This is a genomic window from Acinetobacter sp. YH01005, assembly GCF_013420465.1.
GTDB classification, from domain to species: domain Bacteria; phylum Pseudomonadota; class Gammaproteobacteria; order Pseudomonadales; family Moraxellaceae; genus Acinetobacter; species Acinetobacter amyesii.
Genome location: NZ_VOYA01000003.1, coordinates 169,391 through 187,657 on the forward strand (window position 1 = coordinate 169,391; position 18,267 = coordinate 187,657).

An 18,267-nucleotide genomic window follows, 5' to 3' on the forward strand; every position below is an offset into this window, starting at 1 on the left:
AACGATGCTGAACAATATATATTCTGCAATTGAAAAATTGGGCATTAGTCCACAAAAACGTGCTTTGCACATTCAATTTTCAAATTCGACATTAAATCAGGCGGTATTTTTACAACGCATTGATGGGGAACATGCCTTAAGTGAAGGTTTGAATGTTCAGCTCATCTGTCTCTCAACTTCTGCCACGCTCGAACTGAAACAATTTATTGGCACGCAAGTCGCAATTGATCAGGTGACCGATGCGGGGCAACTTTTTCGTATTACCGGGATCATTACTGAAGCATTTCAAGGCCAAAGTGATGGTGCATTAACGCTATATAAGTTGACCTTAGAAGATGCAACGGCATTGTGGTATAAGCGTCGTAATAGCCGTGTGTTTATGAATAAATCGGTCAAAGATGTGGTCGAGATTATTTTTAAAGAATGGCAAAAAAAGAGCCCACTTTTTGCAGCGAGCTTAAGTTTGGACTTAAGTGGCTTAAAAAAAGAGTATGACGTTCGACCATTCATGATGCAAAGTAATGAAACCGACTATGATTTTATTACCCGCTTATTACGCAGTGAAGGCATTCATTGGTTGGTTGATGAAGCTCAATCTTTTGTAACATCGTCTGCGACACCCATAGCAGCTCAAAAGCTACGTTTGATTGATGATAATAGTCAATATCAAGCTTTGGAGCGACGTAATATCCGTTTTCATCGCAGTAGTGCGACTGAAAAAAATGACAGTATGACCAGTTTTATCGGTCAGCGCAGTCTGCAACCGACGTCGGTACATGTGCAGCGGTGGCAAGCGGATGTGCTTGAACAGGACGAGGGTGGTGGTGCAGTACAAAGCAAGCATCTACATAGTCAAAATCAAGATAATGCGAGCTTAAGCTTAGAGCAGGCATGGCATGTGAGCCCTGCATGGATGCAAGATCTGAATGGTGAAGATGCTGCAACTGCCTCTAATAGTGCTCAAGTTGAACGTCTCAATCAAAATTTTAGTGATTATTATGCAGCTCAAGCCAAACAATTTATTGCTAAAAGTACCGTGCGTGATACACAAGTTGGTTATTGGTTCAAATTGGATGAGCATCCAGAGATTGACCAGCATCGTGGTGCAGATCAAGAGTTTTTGATTTTATCCAAGTCTTTTTATAACCAAAATAATTTACCCAAAGACTTAACCGATCAAGTTACACAACTGATCCATCAAAGTCAGTGGCAAGTCAAACAAAGCGATGCGGATGAACGCCAAGCCAATACCTTGGCTTTGCAACGTCGAAATATAACGACCGTCCCTGAATTTAATCCGCTCACACATCGACCAGTAACACATCCACAGCGTGCTAAAGTTGTGGGTCCTGCTGGTGAAGAAATCCATGTTGATGAATGGGGGCGGATAAAAGTCCGTTTCCTATTTACCCGTTCCGATGATCATGGCCATGATGGCGGTGCAGGTGCGAATAATAATGACACAGACTCGGCTTGGGTTGATGTACTGACGCCTTGGGCCGGTGAAGGTTATGGAGCGCGCTTCTTACCTCGCATTGGTGAAATAGTCGTCGTTGATTTCTTTGATGGCAACATTGACCGACCTTTTGTCGTGGGTCGTATTCATGAAGCGCAGCGTAGTCCCACTAAATTTGACAATAAAGGACAATTACCCGATACCAAAAAACTTGCGGGAATTCGTTCCAAAGAAGTGGCAGGAGAGGGATTTGGTCAATTACGCTTTGATGATACCACAGGACAAATTAGTACCCAGCTGCAAAGTAGTCATGGTGCGAGCCAACTGAACCTCGGTAAGCTCAGTCATCCAAAAGATAAAGCAGAAAGTGAAGATCGGGGTGAAGGTTTTGAGCTGCGGACCGATCAATGGGGGGCAGTACGAGCTGGACAAGGTTTATTGGTGTCGACACATCAGCAAGCACAGGCAGGTGGGCTGCATTTAGCGACCCATGAAGCCCATACTCAAATCGAAAGCGCATTGAATAATGCTAAAGGGCTGAGTGATGTAGCGAAAAACCAACAGACCGACCCGCTTGAAGTATTGGAGAGTCTTCAAGCCTTTATTGAGGTGTTAAGTCAGGATGATCAGCAAAAAGCTGCTGAGTTTAAGTCGGCAGTGATGGTATTAGCTGCGCCAAATTCGATTGCGATAAGTTCCAATGAAGATGTACATATTTCCGCAAATGGTCAGATCAGCCAAACTGCAGGCGATAGTATGAACATTTCCACGCAAAAATCTTTAATAGGTCATGCAGGCAAAAAAATCAGTTTATTTGCAGCGCAAGATGGTTTACGTGCATTTGCTGGCAAAGGCAAAGTTGAAATTCAGGCACAAGGTGATGGACTAGATCTGATTGCACGTAAAGGCATTCAAATTGTTTCTACTGAAGATACGGTTTATATCACCAGTCCCAAGGAAATAAACTTAACTGCTGGTGGGTCGCAGATCAAACTGAATGGATCAGGTATATTCCCGACTACGGGTGGGAAGTTTGAGGCGAAAGCGGGACAGCATAAGTTTACTTCGCCGACATCAGTAAATCCACCAGCTTTAAATTTACCAGATTGCTCAGCGAAGCAAGGTCAAGCAGCTGAACTGGGATCTGCGAAGGTTTATTTATAAATGACATTAGGCGTTAATATTAAAACAGATAGTTTATCAAATAATTCTTTAAGGAATATTTTTAGAAATATATTTGACAAGAATGGTCATCTCTTATTGCTTTTAGATACATCATATAAGAATTATATTTTTGATGATTTTTTTGACAGTATAGATGTAAATAATATTGAATACATACCACTAGGGTTAAGTAAAAAAAAATCAGACTTATTTTTTTTGAAAATAAATAATTTAAATGAACTTAATGAAATAGCTTTTAACTTTATTGAATATTTAGAGTTGAATTATCATAAGGAAAATTTCGAGTATTATGTACATGGTTTTGGTGCAACTCAATTAGTACTATCTACTTTTATAGACTACTTTAAAAAAAGCATAGTTCTAAATGATAGTAAAGGTGATTTTATTTTTAGATGGTATGATCCTAGGGTTATGATTCACTTAGAAAAAATACTTGGTTTAAGTAAGGTTGAATCCTTGCTAAGTATATTTTCGGAATGGAATTTTATACATCCTCTTGGTTTGTACAATTTTAAAAATCCTAATATCTCTACAAAAGTTAAAAAATTAAATAGTATAAATAAATTTCAATCAATGCAGTTGGATGATATAGAAATTGTTAATCTTATCTATAGGGAGATTCATAAAAGCTTTTATTTTACGCCACAACAAATTTTAATTTTTTTAGAGAATGGGAGAAAGGAATATTTGTTGGTTGAATATGATGATTTGTTTACTTATGGATATTATTGTTGTGTTGTTAACCCTGATTTTATGCGTCATAATTTAATTATTGGGAAATATAATGAAAATATAAAATTTTCAAAATTTATCGAACTTATTGATTTAAGTGTGTGGGAAAAAGTTCAAAATGATTTAGAAGGTGATAATCATGGGTAATATTGATAAGTATAAAGATCCTAAGAATACTGGTGGAGTGATTGGAGTCTTAAGAAAAGAAAATGAAAAAAATAAAATTTTAAGAGATGGTATAACTAAAACTAAAACTTCACATTTAATACCTACTACAGCTTTATCAACTAATAATAAATCTAAGCCAAAAGAGTGTACAAATTTTTGTAGGGAATCTGGCTTTAGTATATTGCCACTAATATATTCTGCTAGACAATATGTAAAACATTCACTTCCTGCTAATTTAGGTAAAAATGTAAGTGATAAGATTAAACTAAACAGTTCAAAATATACTGTTTCAATGATCAATAATGGATTTATTTACCTGTATTTTAAAAGAAAAGGAAAAGATGAGTGGAAAGGATATATTTCAAAAAAAGGTTATAATCAAGAATTTACAATTGGGAAGAAGGTTCCACTTGAAGCTAATACCTTTGCATGTAGTAAATCTGGTCACGGTTTTAAAGCCTCAATGATTACAGTACCTGAAATCACACCTAAGGATGTAAGTACTGTTTATATTATTTATACTCATGCTCCTTTAACAGCAAAAAAAAGAACGGATTTTCAGAAAAATGCTGATGCATATGTTGGAAGAGGATATTGGCAAAAAATTGATATTAATGCTTGGAAAGGTGGTTCCATAAATCAAGAGCATTGTTTATCTGCTTCAAATTTAGATAAAATTTATTATGGGAGTGGAAATTTTGGTTCGCAAAGATGGGGGGAAATTAATAAGGAGTTTAAGTTAAAGCCTAAAGAATATTGTGCGGTTGCACTATATGATGCAATAGGAATTACGGCATCGCTAAATACAATAAGGAACATAGAAGCTTTTAAACCGATGTATGAATTTATGGGGCAATCTAAGAATGCACATAAAGTACAAACCATTAATATTATTGATAATTTAGAAAAAATAGTAAAAGATAATTATATAGGTGTTAAAACTAAAGAATTGATTCAAACTTCTGAGCAAGTTAAAGCGCACAGTAGACTTGATCAGAGTATGAGAAATCGACTCGAGGCTGCTAGAGCAGCTAAAGATTGGAATACAGTAAAAATTATTGAAAAGCAAATTGCGGAAACAGAGCAGAAGCGTAAAGAAAATTTAGGTCTATCTAATAACCTAGAAAATAATCAAAAGGGTGAGCAAGGGCATATTAATAAAGCTGGTATTGAAAAAGGACAGGTCGCATGGCAGAAGTGTACTAAGCAGCTTAATCTAAATGCTATTTCTAACTTTAGAGCGGAAATGGATTCTATATCTAAAAATGGTCATGATTTGTCTTTAAAGTACACAGATGACCATTATAATTGGTTAACCTCACAAAACTTATTGAATGGACTTTTTTCTTTTGATGATTCTGAAGTTTTACAAAGTGGAAAACTACCAGACAATAGCAATGGTTTTATTTTTCATGCTGTTATTATGGATTTAATGTACGGTATGAATTTCGTGGATAAGGGTAAAAAATTAATAAATTCTTGGGTGTTAGAGAAAAAAGTAAATAATTCAAATTTATTTCTAAGAGCATATTGTTTTAATAATGCTAAGTTAATTCAAAGTTATAATCAAATCTTTACAAGTGATGATACTGCTAAATCATTACTAGATTATTCTAAGCAATCATTTACAGCTTTTGTTGGGGCTGATGCAGCATTCGATGAATGGTTGAGTAAAAATGAAGGGAAAGCTTATTTAAAAGCTAGGGATTTCAAAGTATTTGATAAACTATTTTATTGGATGTCTTTGATCTTGAATTCAGCATTTCAACAGTTTTCTAATTTAAAAATGAATACTGTTCAAATTAATCAAATAGGTGTATCCGCATCACAGGCGATGCAACTTCATGTATCTAGGCTTCTATATCTAAAGCTAGGTGATTTAGCTAAATATATACCGTTACAGAGTTTCTTTTTTACACTTAATTTTTCACAAGGTGCAAGACAATTACTTGCAAATAATCCTAATTTTTCGATTTCAGAGACTGCGAATATTAAAACTAAAATGGAGTTGGTTGTAAAAAGTAAGTCTACAGCAACTAAAAATAGAATTTTTGCAATAGTTGGAATTTTTGAGGTTTTAAATTTTTATTTTCAACATGATGCATGGAAAAAGGATGCAGAAAATAAGCCTGAAGTTTCAGCTCAATTAGCAGGTTCTTCTATGGCATTGTTTGCAGTGGTTTTTGAAGCGATAGGAGAGTCATTTCAAACAAAAGGAATGTCTGTTAAGTCCGCCGCGTTTCGAATTTTTGCAGGTGGATTGGGTACAATGGGGGGCGTTATTGGCTTATATGTAGATGGTAAAAATATATCGCAAACTGATTCAAAAACTTTAAAACTAGTATTGATTGTTAGATTAGGAGCAAGTTTATTAATAACAATTGGACAATTTGGGATTTTAGCAAGTGCAGTAGCTCCGCATTTAGGTTCGGCTATACTTAAAAATGTAACAACAAAACTATCACAACATGCTGTCATGACTTTTTTAATGAGTGCACGTGTGATTGCAGGTTTAAATGTAATAACATTAAGTTTGGTTGCTGTTGAAATAGCACTAAAAAAATGGGTTTTGGACGATGCTTTAGAAGATTGGTGTCAAAAAACACCATTTCGTAAATCAGATAGTAAAGAAAAGCCTTGGAAAGATGCAACTGAAGAGTATCAAGAGTTTGCTAAGGCTGTTGTGAGCTTATAAGTATGTATAGAGAAGATATGATTAAATTAGAAGGATATATTAGAGAGTTAGAAGTTCATCAGGGTGTATTAAATGCTCTAGGTGGAAACGGCGACTCATTAATAGCTTCATCTGCAATTCTTGGAACCTTAGCAGGCAGTGTTACTTTGGGAACACAAAGTGTATTTTTGGCTTCTCAGTCACGTTTGCATATCGAAACTCTTGTTATGAAAATTGATGGAAAGGTTTGTGTTGGTCAATTTCATCGTGTTTTATTACAACAGAATGAATATGTAGTTTGTGCTGCAAAAAAAATTGAAGAAAATGTTTATGAGTTATTATCAGTGCTAAGCCCTTCAACAGGCATCCTACATATGCAGATTGGAATGGGGTCATCTGTGAAAAAGTTTCATTCGTCGGTTAAGAAAGGAGGCTATATTTGGTTCGCCTTAGCTGTTTTGATTACTATTTTTATTTGGATTATTTTACCTGGAGATTATTCAGTTGAAAATATCTCAATTTGGTTTTTTGGGTATTTTATCTTATATTTTATTTTTATGTACATTATAAAAAGTTCTGCAAATTCATTAATATATCTCAGTGAAAACTCAGAACAAATTTTTGACTTGTATGGCTTTAAAAACTCTCAAGAAATATATCTATTAACTGCACGACATGAAGATACATCAGAGAAATTAATTTTAGAATCTATTTATGATTATCGAAAAGTTATTAAAGATGATCCTTATCCTGAGGATTATTCTGATAAGAAATGAAAAGTCTATTTTATCTTTAATTGCATATTTTGCCCAAGCAAGATAATGATATCCAAAAATGGATTCGTAAATGTTTACTATCTACAGATCAGAGTTTATCAAGATTCCAAACGATTGAAGAAAAAATATTAGGTCTAAAGTTGGTATATCGTTAGTATGAAAAGTAAAATAAAAAATCATGACTTTGGTTATGATGTATTTAAACAAGATGTTCCTTTTTCTCAGTTAGATGAAGGAGACGTTCTACTTAAACCAGAAAATGATTCTAAACGTAATCATAATTGGTCATTTATTAGCATGAATGATGATTATATCGAATTGATTGATCAATCTTATGCAAGGTTAGGAAAAGGAATAAGTTTATTAATTCCAATGTTTCCATTATTTTTATTTTTATTTTACTACATTGGTATTCTTTCTTTTCTTGATAATTCTAGTGTAGGAGAGGCTTTTTTTTTTCCTTATAGCTGTACTTTTTGTAATAGGACTTCCTTGTGTTGCATTTCTACGTCCTTACTTTAAATATGATCATAAACAACCTATTTGTAAGCCTGTTCTTTTTAACCGAAAAACAGGCAAGGTTTTTTTCTATATTAATGATCAAGAATATATAGAAAAAAAATGGACGGATGTGGTCTATATCATGGGTAGTAGTTTTGGGCTTTCTGGTATTCCTCTACGAGAACTTCGGGCACATATCGTTGAAGACGGCATATTGAAACATACCTTTGTGATTGGCTTTCCAATGATTGGAATATTCCGCACCCAAGGTTTATGGACCTTTATCTGTCACTTTATGATGAAAGGGCCAGAGGAGCTATATCCCAAACCGCATCCTATGTACGGTACCATCGATCCGTTTACCCAACTAACTTATTGTCAAAAGGTCGTGGGTGCAAAAGAAAGCTGGGAAGAGACCTGGAAGTCATTTAGAATCATTTATCACTATAATTGGGTTCCAGCATTGTTTTCTTATCCCTTTGATGTGTGTAACTTTGTGGCGAGAAGAATTTTATTGCATATCAAACCATTGCCCGTTTGGCATGATGATGTCATAAGAAAAAATAAAATGAATTTAGAGCGGCCAGAAGAAATCAGTGCAAAAGATAATTTTGAATTTACGATGTTTAAAATGATGGATAAATAAAAAGCCCCTCAGGGCTTTTTTAATATAAATCAAGGCAACTGCTTAATCGGACTACCACCCAACGCCTGCATTAAAGTCACATAAGCATTATATTGACTCTGCTTGGTTTGAACCAAAGACAGTCGCGCATTACGTGTGGTTTCTTGTGCATCGAGTAAGTTTTTCAACGCAATGGCACCATTTCGATAACGTACTTCTGTTAAATGTTCAGTCTTTTCTGCAAGCTGTACATTACGCTCTTGCAAAGCAACTTGTTGGCTGAGCTCAGTACGATTAGAAAGCGCATTTTCCACATCGGCAAAAGCCTGATACAAGGTCTGACGATATTGAATAATAGATTTTTCATAATCTAAATCACTAATCGCAAGGTCTTTCTTCATATCGTTATATTGCAAGAAAGGCAAACTTAAACTTGCACCCAAAGCCAAAGCAGGGTTTTGTAATAAATTACTCAAAGAGGTACTACTCGAGCCTAAACTGCCAGTCAAACTAATCGAAGGGTAGTAACTCGCTTTCGTTGCATCTTTATTTGCCAAAGCTTTACGTAATCTTAATTCGCTCGCTTGTAAATCTGGACGGCGAGACAACAACTCGGCTGGTAAACCCGCTGCAATCGTCGGTAATGCAATTCGAGGTAGGCGCTGCGGCTCTGAAATATTCAGTTGTTGCACAGGTTGATGCAATAACACAGCCAATGCAGTACGTGTTTCCACTTTTTGTTGGGCAATTTGGCTTAAGGTCGCTTTTTGACTTTGGACCGACTGTTCCGCTTGCGTTAGATCTAAACCTGACACAGCGCCAGCTTTATATTGCACCTTGACCAAGTCATAGGTTTTTTGCGTACTGGCTAAGTTTTGCTGCGCAATACTGTAGCGCTCATTTAAATAGCCAAGTTGCCAATATAAGTTTGCTGTTGTTGCAATCAAGCTTTGGGCAGTGGCTTGCAGGTCTTGTTCAGTTGCTAAAGCTTCCCATTTTGCGGCCTCAGTCTGGCTAGCCAAACGACCAAATAAATCTACTTCATAACTGACGCCACCACTGAGTGATACACCTTTTGATGAGTCATCGCCTGAGTTAAAGTCAAAGTTATGTCCAGTCGAAACACCTGAACTCACGCGTGGCCCTTGCTGATTCTCAGCCAAACCAGCTTTTAGTCGAGCTTGCTGTAAATTAATACCTGCTACAGCAAGGTCTGTATTGGCCGCTAAAACTTGATTCACCAACTGGTTTAATTGAGCATCATTAAACAATGTCCACCATTGGTCAGCATACGTATCTGCATGAACTTGCTGACTCATGGCTTTCGCATTTTGAAATTGCGTCGGGATTTGTGTTGCAGGAGCTTCATACGGTGTCTTAACCACAGCGGCACAGCCGACTAAGCTACTTCCAAGAATGAAGGCACTTGCAAGTTTAGTTAAGGTCATTTGCATCATTATTTCCTTATTCGCGAGAAAGCGCATCGACAGGGTTAAGCTGTGCGGCATTACGTGCAGGAATAAAGCCAAACACAATACCAATCATACTTGAGCAGACAAATGCAGCAACGATAGACGTCGTTGAATAGGCCATTTGAAATGTTCCACCGGCAAAATGACTAATCAATTGTCCAATACCTAAAGATAATAAAACCCCAAGCACACCGCCTAAGATACACACCAACACCGCCTCAATCAGGAACTGCTGTAAAATGTCACTTTGACGGGCACCCACGGCCATACGTACACCAATTTCTTGGGTACGCTCAGTCACCGAAACCAACATAATGTTCATGACCCCAATACCACCGACGATCAATGAAATCACCGCAATCGCAGACACCAATAAAGTCATTGTTGCAGTGGTTTGTTGAATGGTTTCACGGATACTATCGGAGTTTTGTGTAAAGACATCTTGCGCGCCATGACGTTGCACCAATAAGTTTAATATGGCGTTTTCAGCAGCGGCACTTGGGTATTCATCTTTCACGCGGACAATGATGCTGCGCACATTAGACTGCCCCAGCATACGACTCATAACCGTTGAATACGGCAAATACACATTCAGGCTATCTGAGTTACCCATCATGCTTTTTTGTTCTTCGATCACGCCAATGATACGGCTCGGCACACTGCCTAATAAAATGACTTGACCCACAGGGTTGGTGCCATCTGCAAAGAAGGTATTTTTAGTATTACTATCAATCACCACATCTTGCGCTTGCTCAGTCACGCTTTCTTTATCAAAAGACTGACCCGAAGCGAAGTTCATTCCTTTGACATAGAAGAAATCTTCACTCACGCCATTCACTGTGGTCGACGCTTCAGTGTCTTTAAAACGTGCTGTAACAGATGAATTGACTGAAGGACTAACGCCATCGACATAAGGCTGTTCAGCAAGGGCCGTCGCATCGGCTGGAACCAATGTTTTGGCTTGGGATGATCTGGAATTATCACCAAAGCCTCGACCTTGATAAACCGTAATGGTATTGGTCCCCAAGCTGCTGATATTTTCTAAAATCTGCTTTTGCGAACCATTACCCAAGGCCACCACGGATACCACCGAGGCAATACCGATAATGATCCCGAGCATGGTGAGAAAGGTCCGCATCCGGTGTGCATTCATGGCAAGGATCGCCATACGGAATGCTTCACCTAGACGATCAACGGCAGAGCGCCAACTCGAGGTTTTTTTCTGGGTGTTTGGAACTAGTTGTTGCTTTTCTAAAGGTTCATCATCTGTTTCAGGCACATTGGGCTGATCTGAGATGATGTTACCGTCTGAAATTTCAATAATTCGAGTCGCATTTTTTGCAACATTATGGTCGTGCGTGACCAAAATAATGGTATGACCTTTGGCATTGAGTTCGCGCAAAATCCGCATTACTTCAATACCACTATTCTTATCTAATGCACCAGTGGGTTCATCGGCAAGAATAACATCGCCACCATTCATCAGAGCACGCGCAATCGACACACGTTGTTGCTGACCACCGGAAAGTTGACTCGGACGGTTTTGGGTTTTTTCACCCAGTCCTAAGTCAGTCAGCAGTTGTTTGGCACGTGCATTGCGTTCGGTTGCATCTGCGCCGGCATAGATTGCGGGAACTTCAACGTTACCTGCAGCATTCAAATCACCGAGTAAGTGATAACGCTGGAAAATAAAGCCAAAATATTCACGGCGTAACTGTGCCAGTTCATCTGGTTCAAGTTCACGGGTTTCACGCCCCTTGACCTTGTAACTGCCATTGGTTGGCTTATCAAGGCACCCCAAAATGTTCATGAGGGTAGATTTACCAGAACCGGACTGACCTACAATTGCTACCAGTTCACCTGGGTAAATCTCAAGATTAACCCCTTTTAGAATCTGGACTGTGCTTTCACCGGCAGGGAATTCACGAGTCAGATTCTTGACCTCGAGTAGAGGCGTCTGATTTTGACTCATCATTACATTCTCATTGGGCCGCCAGCACCACCACGGTTGCTGCGTTTCGCTGAATCATTAGAGGTATCTGAACCGTCGGCAATTACGACTTTGTCACCTTGTTTTAGGCCACGGATCACTTGTGCGGTCACACGGTTATTTAAACCAAGTAATACAGGTTGAGGTTGTGCAGAACCATCCGCTTGCAATACACGTACCATAGCAACGCTCGCTTTACCTTGTTTGACCAATGCTTTTTCAGCTTCGGTTAGTTCTAAACCTTTAGGACGGTTTGGATTATCTTTATTCGATTTAGCTTCTGCGTTGGTATTTTTATCAGCAGATTCACCATCGGTAGACGTATTATTTCGGCTACGTTGTGGACGGTTCGAGGTTTGTACGGCTGCGGCAGGTACAGTCAAGATATTCTTGGCTTCATCTAAAATGATATACACCTGAGCAGTCATATCGATACGCAATTTGCCGTCTTCATTTGGGACATCAAATAACGCATTGTAGTAAACCGCAGTACTTGAAGACGAAGAGGTATTGCTGTTGCTTTCGGTGTTGATTGAGTTCGGCGCAGGTTCAACTTGGCGCAGGGTTGCATAGTGTTTTGTTTCACTGTCGCCCAACGTCGTAAAGTAAACACTTTGACCTTCTTGGACTTTCATCACATCAGCTTCAGAAATTTCAGCTTTAATGGTCATGGTGTCGAGCTTTGCCAATTTCACAATGGTTGGCGCACTTTGGTTGGCGTTTACGGTTTGACCTTCTTCCGTCACAATTGCCACGATGGTTCCATCCATTGGTGCAACAATTTGTGTATAGCCTAAGTCTTCTTTTGCAGTCGCTAAAGTTAAACGTGATTGTTCGATTTGTGCATTAATGGCTGCAATATCAGCTTGCGCAGTTTTATAACTTGCTAGCGCAGATTCAAGTTCTGCACGACTAGTCGCATCTTGAGCGTACATCGCTTGCTGACGTTTATATTCAGCATCGACTTTGGCTAAATTTGCATTTTTTACTGCCAATTGCGCTTGTTGATTTTTAATACTGGCTTCGGCTGTTTTAAGGTCATTTTCCTGACGTACCGAATCGATTTGCGCAATCAATTGACCTTGTTTTACTTCATCGCCAAGTTGCACATACATTTTTTTTACTTGACCTGAAACCTGCGCTCCTACGCTGACCATTTTAGTTGCTTCAAGCACACCAGTGGCAAGCACTGAGTTTTCAATATCCCCACGGCTGACTTCGGCCGTAATGTACTGAGGTTGCTCTTGTTTTGGTTTGAAAAAATGCCATGCTGTGACAGCGATCGCCAGAGCAGCGATGATGGCTACGATCAATTTTGCTGGTTTTATTTTTGGCATGATTGGCAGTAAAGCGTTAAGAAAGTTATTTGAATTATAAGAGTTAAATACGGATAAATTGTGAATATTTTAGCAAAGAAGTAATGATTATTATTTCCCTTTAGGCTTTCCGATTGATATGAAGGGACTTAGCAGAATCTGTAAACAGACTCATTCTACTGCGTAAAATAATTTTTTAACTGTAACTAAATGCCAATTAAAGTACAAAAAGCATATTTCATGCCTATTTATTTGAATCTAATTTCAAATTAGAAAAAAGTTGAATGAAAATTAAAAAAAGTGGTGCTATAAAGCTTTTTTGTAGCCTATGTTAATGATATTAAAATAAAAATATGCATTGTGTTTGTGCTTTAGTGTGCACAGTTTTTGTTGAGCGTGTGTGATTTTTTGCAATAGTCTTGTTCTAAAAATGCAGCTAAGATCAAAACCCATAAAAAAATTATGGGTTTAATGATAAGTGGTTTTTTTTCATTAAATATACAAAATAAAATAGGAATATAAGTCGGGGTTAGATATGGAATGGAATGAAAAATATAATATCGGCATTGATGTTATTGATAATCAACATCGCCAGATTTTAGATTATATCAATACGTTGGAAGCAATCCTCGTGAATGGCAGTCGAGAGAAAATCAAAGAGGTTTTGGATGATTTGATTGACTATACACAATCGCATTTCAGCTTTGAAGAAAATTTATTGGAACAGGTACATTATCAGTATTTGCCGTCTCATCGTGGGATTCATGAGCATTTTGTGAGGCGACTGAATGAGTATCGAACCAAATTTGAAAATGGTGTTTCGGTTGAACAAGATTTATATCGTTTATTGTCTAAATGGCTGATTAATCACATTCAGCATGATGATCAAGATTATGTAGATTCAGTGCGAGACAATATGCTGCACTATCTGCGCTCGCAGGAACAGAAAAAAGGCAAAAGTTGGTTTGCTCGCTTTTTTAGTTAAGTCAACAGGGACGGAAATAACCTTTTACCGCACATCTGAGCAATGGCTTGCATAATCAGATGTTCGGCATTTTCATGTCCCAAACCTTTAATCGAGGCATCTAAACGTAACAACAGGGCAGGCCACGTCAAAAACTCATTGGCATTTAAACGACGCAAAGCTTGTTGATACAGTCCGACTTTGGTTTTCCAAATACCAATTTGCAAAGCATTTTGTGGCTGCTCAAACAGTTGCATTAGCAAACGCATTTCCTTACTGATACTCCATAAAATCAGCGACATCGGCTCGCCTGAAGCGATTAAGTATTGAAAAATTTTAATTGATTGCGCCAAATTGCCTTGCAGCATGGCATCATTTAAATCATAGGTGGTGTAGCGTGACTGATCTTGTAAGCAAGAGTACAGATGATCTATCTGGATCATCTCTGCTTCAGGAAAAGTATCTGCGACACGCATTAAACTATTTTTTGCCGCCAGTAAATTGTGCTCATGATGCTGTTCTAGCCATTGCCAAGCATCATTGGCGAGTTGAATGCCAAGCTTTTGTGCTTCAACGGCCAAAATTTGCTGACGATCTTTAGGGTAGTTTGCAGTCAGTGCAACATTGACTCCATTGGCATCAATGATTTGGAAAAAACTGGTCTTTAAACTCGCACTGTCTTGCTTCGGCATGACCACGAGCAGCAAGTTACTTTCATTTTGCTGCAAATAGCTTTTTAACAGTTTTAGTCCATTGGCATCGGGTTTAATGCTGCCATGTGCCTCAATTGCCAGTTGACTGGAAAATAATGACAAGCTATTTAAAGCATTAAAGACATTTTTCCAATCAGCAGCAGAGCTAATGTCATACCGTTGACGCTCGATTTCTCTAGCGCTCCAACTCTTACGAAATGCATCCAGGAGATTTTGTTCAAGTAATGGCTCTTGACCATGTAGCACCCAGGCACCTTGCGCTTCATCTACACGTTTTAATGCCTGAAGATAGTCAAGTTTCATAAATCAAAATTACTCAGCTTTGGTCGGTGCAGTTAGTGGGTTCGCTTTTGGTAAGCGGTTTGATGAAATTTGGCGCACGATCTGTTGTGCAATGTCATCAATAATCACTTGTTTTAAATATTTTTCTTCTTGGTCATCAGTGTTCACGGTTGCTACGTCGTATTGGTAGCTACGTGTTGCCATCAATGTACGTGGTTCTGTCACAGGGTTACCTTGAGCATCTTCAATTTGGAACGTCACATTCAGGCGCAGTAAAGTTTCAACCAATTTACCATTGAGTTCTAAACGTCGCGGAGTGTAATCCAACACATGTAAGACATAGGCATTTTGATTATTGCTCAATTGCACGCCTGCCGAACCTAAATAAATCGCTAACTTTTCATGTAAGTCATCCGTATCTTCAGGAAGTGCCAATCGCATATTGGAATAGGCTACAGGTACAGCAGCAGGGTTGGTGCCTTTTAAATGAAAACCACAACCGACCATGCCTGCGCTCAGGCCCATAGTTAATACAATTGCAGCAACACGTTGAACCAAGTGCATAAAGTGTCCTCTGTTTCCCGAAGGGATAATGTTGAAATCCTGTGTGGATTGTAAAGTCAAAGCCCGTTGACTCGCAACGGGCTTTGTTTGGGAATTGTTTTTTAATCCCTCCCGACCTCCCTTTAAAAAAGGGAGGAGACCCGATTTTTTATTGGGAGCGGGAAGTCCCCCTTTTATAAAGGGGGATTTAGGGGGATTAAATTAAACCACCAAATTCACTAATTTATTCGGCACCACAATTTCTTTCTTGGTTGGGCCAGTCAAGAATTGTTGAACTTCAGGTAATGCTTTTGCTTGTGCAAGAATGTCATCTTTAGTGGCATCGACAGACACTTCTAATTTGCCACGAAGCTTACCGTTCACTTGAACCACAATCGTTTGTGTATTGCGAGTCAGCGCAGATTCATCTACAACAGGGAAGCGTGCTGATGTTAATTCGATACCAAATTCTGCCAATAAGGTTTGGCTTAAATGTGGTGCAAACGGTGCAAGTAAAGTTAGAAGGGTTGTGATTGATTCACGTGCAACGGCAACGTCATTGTCATCTTTCGCTTCAAACTTATTGTTTGCATTCAAAAGTTCCATCATCGCAGCAATCGCGGTGTTGAAGGCATGACGACGTGCAATGTCATCACCCACTTTTTGAATGGTTTCGTGTGTTTTACGACGTAAGTCTTGTGCAGCGGTAGAAAGTGTCGCTTTGTCGATGTTTGCAGCAGAGTTGCCTTGTTCAAGGAAACCAGTTGCTAGGCGCCATACACGTTTTAAGAAACGATTTGCACCTTCAACACCTGCGTCAGACCATTCAAGTGATTGATCTGGTGGAGCTGCGAACATCATGAATACACGTGCAGTATCTGCACCGTATTGGTCAATAATCGCTTGCGGGTCGATACCGTTATTTTTCGATTTCGACATTTTTTCTTGACCGCCAACCACGACGTCTTGACCATCACCTTGATATTTCGCAGAAATGATACGGCCTTTTTCATCACGTTCTAAGTCGATGTCGGCAGGGTTAAACCATGTTTTCTTACCTGACTCAGATTCACGGTAGTAAGTATCCGCAAGCACCATACCTTGAGTTAAAAGGTTAGTGAATGGTTCGTTACCTTGTACCACACCTTCATCACGCATCAATTTATGGAAGAAACGTGCATAAAGTAAATGTAGAATCGCGTGTTCAACACCACCGATGTATTGGTTCACAGGTAACCAAGTTTGACCCGCTTCAGGTTTCACCATACCGTCTGTGAAATCTGGAGATGCATAACGTGCATAGTACCAAGACGATTCTACGAAAGTATCTAACGTATCTGTTTCACGACGAGCATCGCCACCACAGCAAGGGCAAGTGGTTTCATAGAACTCAGGCATTTTGTTGAGTGGGTTGCCTGAACCATCTGGAACCACGTCCGTTGGCAATACAACTGGAAGCTGTTCTTCAGGTACTGGAACCTGACCACATTTTTCACAGTTGATCATAGGAATTGGACAACCCCAATAACGCTGACGAGAAACACCCCAGTCACGTAAACGGAATTGAACTTTCGAGTTGGCAAGTTCAGTCGGTTCTAATTTTGCAAGGAATGCATCATACGCACCTTGTAAGTCTAAACCATCAAATTCGCCTGAATTCACCAGTTTGCCTTCTTTAGAACCGTACCATTCCTGCCAAGTGGTTGCGTCAAAGTCTGCATCGTCTGCACCTTTGGCATCAATCACTTGCTTGATGGTTAAGCCATATTTGTTGGCAAATTCGAAGTCACGTTCATCGTGTGAAGGCACTGCCATCACCGCACCTGAACCGTAAGACATCAAGACGTAGTTTGCGATCCAAACAGGAACTTCTTCACCTGTAACTGGGTGCTTAACTGACAAACCTGTTGCCATGCCTTTCTTTTCAGCAGTCGCAAGGTCTGCTTCTGCAACAGAACCCATACGGCACTCTTCGATAAATGCAGCAAGCTCAGGATTGCTTTCCGCAGCTTTAAGTGCCATCGGATGTTCTGCTGCAACCGCAACATAAGTCACACCCATGAGTGTGTCAGCACGAGTGGTAAATACAGTTAAACCATCTGCATAAACGTCTGGATTCGCTGAAGGGAAGGTAATTTCCATACCCTGTGAGCGACCAATCCAGTTACGTTGCATGGTTAAAACTTGCTGTGGCCAGCCGTCTTTTAATGTTTCTAAATCGTCAAGTAATTCTTGCGCATAGTCAGTGATGCGGAAGTAGTACATTGGAATATCACGTTTTTCGACCAATGCACCCGAACGCCAGCCACGACCATTTTCAACTTGTTCGTTTGCTAAAACAGTTTGGTCTACAGGGTCCCAGTTCACTGTTGAAAGCTTACGGTAAATTAAACCTTTTTTATAAAGCTGAACGAATAACCATTGTTCCCAACGGTAGTATTCAGGTGTGCAAGTTGCAAATTCACGATCCCAATCTACAGAAAGACCTAACTTTTTAAGCTGATTACGCATGTAATCAATGTTTTCAAAAGTCCATTTTGCAGGAGCGACTTGATGGGCAATTGCCGCATTTTCAGCAGGTAAACCGAAAGCATCCCAACCCATTGGTTGTAGTACAGTTTCACCTTGTAAGCGGTGGAAACGGCTGATCACGTCACCAATTGTATAGTTACGCACATGACCCATATGCAGTTTGCCACTTGGATAAGGGAACATAGAGAGGATATAACGACGTGGTCCTTCTACTTGGTCGGCAACTTTGAAGGCTTTGCGATTTTCCCAGTCTTGTTGGACTGTAGGTTCAATCGCACTGGCTTGATATTCAGGGTCAATGTGAGTAGTCATAAACGTAAATAGAAATAACGGTTAAA

Annotated in this window: 11 protein-coding genes and 1 pseudogene; 6 read left to right on the forward strand and 6 right to left on the reverse strand. The window is 39.1% G+C overall.

Features of this window, described 5'->3' with window-relative positions; genetic code table 11:
• The first annotated feature begins 4 nt into the window (after nt 1-4).
• The 5 genes and pseudogenes from FTT72_RS02365 (at nt 5) to FTT72_RS16380 (ending at nt 8,138) form a co-directional block, all read left to right on the forward strand.
• A complete protein-coding gene (locus FTT72_RS02365) occupies nt 5-2,620 on the forward strand; it encodes a type VI secretion system Vgr family protein (RefSeq protein WP_180177790.1) in 2,616 nt (871 codons plus the stop codon).
• Nucleotides 2,621-3,520, forward strand: coding sequence for a hypothetical protein (locus FTT72_RS02370; protein WP_180177791.1), 900 nt, complete (start codon nt 2,621-2,623; stop codon nt 3,518-3,520).
• Nucleotides 3,513-6,236 (forward strand): T6SS effector BTH_I2691 family protein, encoded by a 2,724-nt coding sequence (locus FTT72_RS02375; RefSeq protein WP_180177792.1) that lies wholly within the window; start codon nt 3,513-3,515, stop codon nt 6,234-6,236. Before FTT72_RS02370 ends, FTT72_RS02375 begins: the two co-directional genes overlap by 8 nt.
• A gap of 17 nt (nt 6,237-6,253) precedes the next feature.
• Nucleotides 6,254-6,991: a putative type VI secretion system effector gene (locus FTT72_RS02380; RefSeq protein ID WP_257233390.1), complete on the forward strand. Its 738-nt coding sequence runs from the start codon at nt 6,254-6,256 to the stop codon at nt 6,989-6,991.
• A gap of 156 nt (nt 6,992-7,147) precedes the next feature.
• A pseudogene (locus tag FTT72_RS16380) lies at nt 7,148-8,138 on the forward strand (hypothetical protein).
• Between the two features lie 29 nt (nt 8,139-8,167).
• On the opposite strand, the gene FTT72_RS02390 reads toward FTT72_RS16380, so the two are convergent.
• The 3 genes from FTT72_RS02390 to FTT72_RS02400 are packed head-to-tail and all read right to left on the reverse strand — an operon-like array spanning nt 8,168 to nt 12,916.
• On the reverse strand, nt 8,168-9,571 hold the full coding sequence (locus tag FTT72_RS02390; RefSeq protein ID WP_180177825.1) for an efflux transporter outer membrane subunit: 1,404 nt from the start codon (nt 9,569-9,571) through the stop codon (nt 8,168-8,170).
• A gap of 10 nt (nt 9,572-9,581) precedes the next feature.
• Nucleotides 9,582-11,561, reverse strand: coding sequence for a MacB family efflux pump subunit (locus tag FTT72_RS02395; RefSeq protein ID WP_180177826.1), 1,980 nt, complete (start codon nt 11,559-11,561; stop codon nt 9,582-9,584).
• 2 nt (nt 11,562-11,563) lie between these two features.
• A complete protein-coding gene (locus FTT72_RS02400; protein WP_180177794.1) occupies nt 11,564-12,916 on the reverse strand; it encodes a MacA family efflux pump subunit in 1,353 nt (450 codons plus the stop codon).
• Nucleotides 12,917-13,430: 514 nt separating this feature from the next.
• Between FTT72_RS02400 and FTT72_RS02405 the strand changes: the two genes are divergently transcribed.
• Nucleotides 13,431-13,880 carry a bacteriohemerythrin gene (locus FTT72_RS02405; protein WP_180007206.1) on the forward strand — a complete coding sequence of 150 codons (450 nt, stop codon included), beginning with the start codon at nt 13,431-13,433 and terminating at the stop codon, nt 13,878-13,880.
• Here FTT72_RS02405 and holA read toward each other — a convergent pair.
• The 3 genes from holA to leuS all read right to left on the reverse strand — a co-directional run bounded on the left by holA (nt 13,877) and on the right by leuS (nt 18,241).
• A complete protein-coding gene (holA, locus tag FTT72_RS02410; RefSeq protein ID WP_180177795.1) occupies nt 13,877-14,875 on the reverse strand; it encodes a DNA polymerase III subunit delta in 999 nt (332 codons plus the stop codon). The two genes, FTT72_RS02405 and holA, sit on opposite strands and share 4 nt — an antisense overlap.
• Before the next feature lie 9 nt (nt 14,876-14,884).
• The gene (gene lptE / locus FTT72_RS02415) at nt 14,885-15,418 is read right to left on the reverse strand and encodes an LPS assembly lipoprotein LptE (protein WP_078192675.1); all 534 of its coding nucleotides are present in this window, start codon (nt 15,416-15,418) and stop codon (nt 14,885-14,887) included.
• 201 nt (nt 15,419-15,619) lie between these two features.
• Nucleotides 15,620-18,241 carry a leucine--tRNA ligase gene (leuS, locus tag FTT72_RS02420; RefSeq protein ID WP_180177796.1) on the reverse strand — a complete coding sequence of 874 codons (2,622 nt, stop codon included), beginning with the start codon at nt 18,239-18,241 and terminating at the stop codon, nt 15,620-15,622.
• Between the last annotated feature and the right edge of the window lie 26 nt (nt 18,242-18,267).

Bases quoted from the DNA above. Each gene is read 5' to 3' on its own strand.
- FTT72_RS02365 (WP_180177790.1), top strand. From the start codon at position 5: ATGCTGAACAATATATATTCTGCAATTGAAAAATTGGGCATTAGTCCA.
- FTT72_RS02370 (WP_180177791.1), top strand. From the start codon at position 2,621: ATGACATTAGGCGTTAATATTAAAACAGATAGTTTATCAAATAATTCT.
- FTT72_RS02375 (WP_180177792.1), top strand. From the start codon at position 3,513: ATGGGTAATATTGATAAGTATAAAGATCCTAAGAATACTGGTGGAGTG.
- FTT72_RS02380 (WP_257233390.1), top strand. From the start codon at position 6,254: ATGATTAAATTAGAAGGATATATTAGAGAGTTAGAAGTTCATCAGGGT.
- FTT72_RS02390 (WP_180177825.1), bottom strand. From the start codon at position 9,571: ATGCAAATGACCTTAACTAAACTTGCAAGTGCCTTCATTCTTGGAAGT.
- FTT72_RS02395 (WP_180177826.1), bottom strand. From the start codon at position 11,561: ATGAGTCAAAATCAGACGCCTCTACTCGAGGTCAAGAATCTGACTCGT.
- FTT72_RS02400 (WP_180177794.1), bottom strand. From the start codon at position 12,916: ATGCCAAAAATAAAACCAGCAAAATTGATCGTAGCCATCATCGCTGCT.
- FTT72_RS02405 (WP_180007206.1), top strand. From the start codon at position 13,431: ATGGAATGGAATGAAAAATATAATATCGGCATTGATGTTATTGATAAT.
- holA (WP_180177795.1), bottom strand. From the start codon at position 14,875: ATGAAACTTGACTATCTTCAGGCATTAAAACGTGTAGATGAAGCGCAA.
- lptE (WP_078192675.1), bottom strand. From the start codon at position 15,418: ATGCACTTGGTTCAACGTGTTGCTGCAATTGTATTAACTATGGGCCTG.
- leuS (WP_180177796.1), bottom strand. From the start codon at position 18,241: ATGACTACTCACATTGACCCTGAATATCAAGCCAGTGCGATTGAACCT.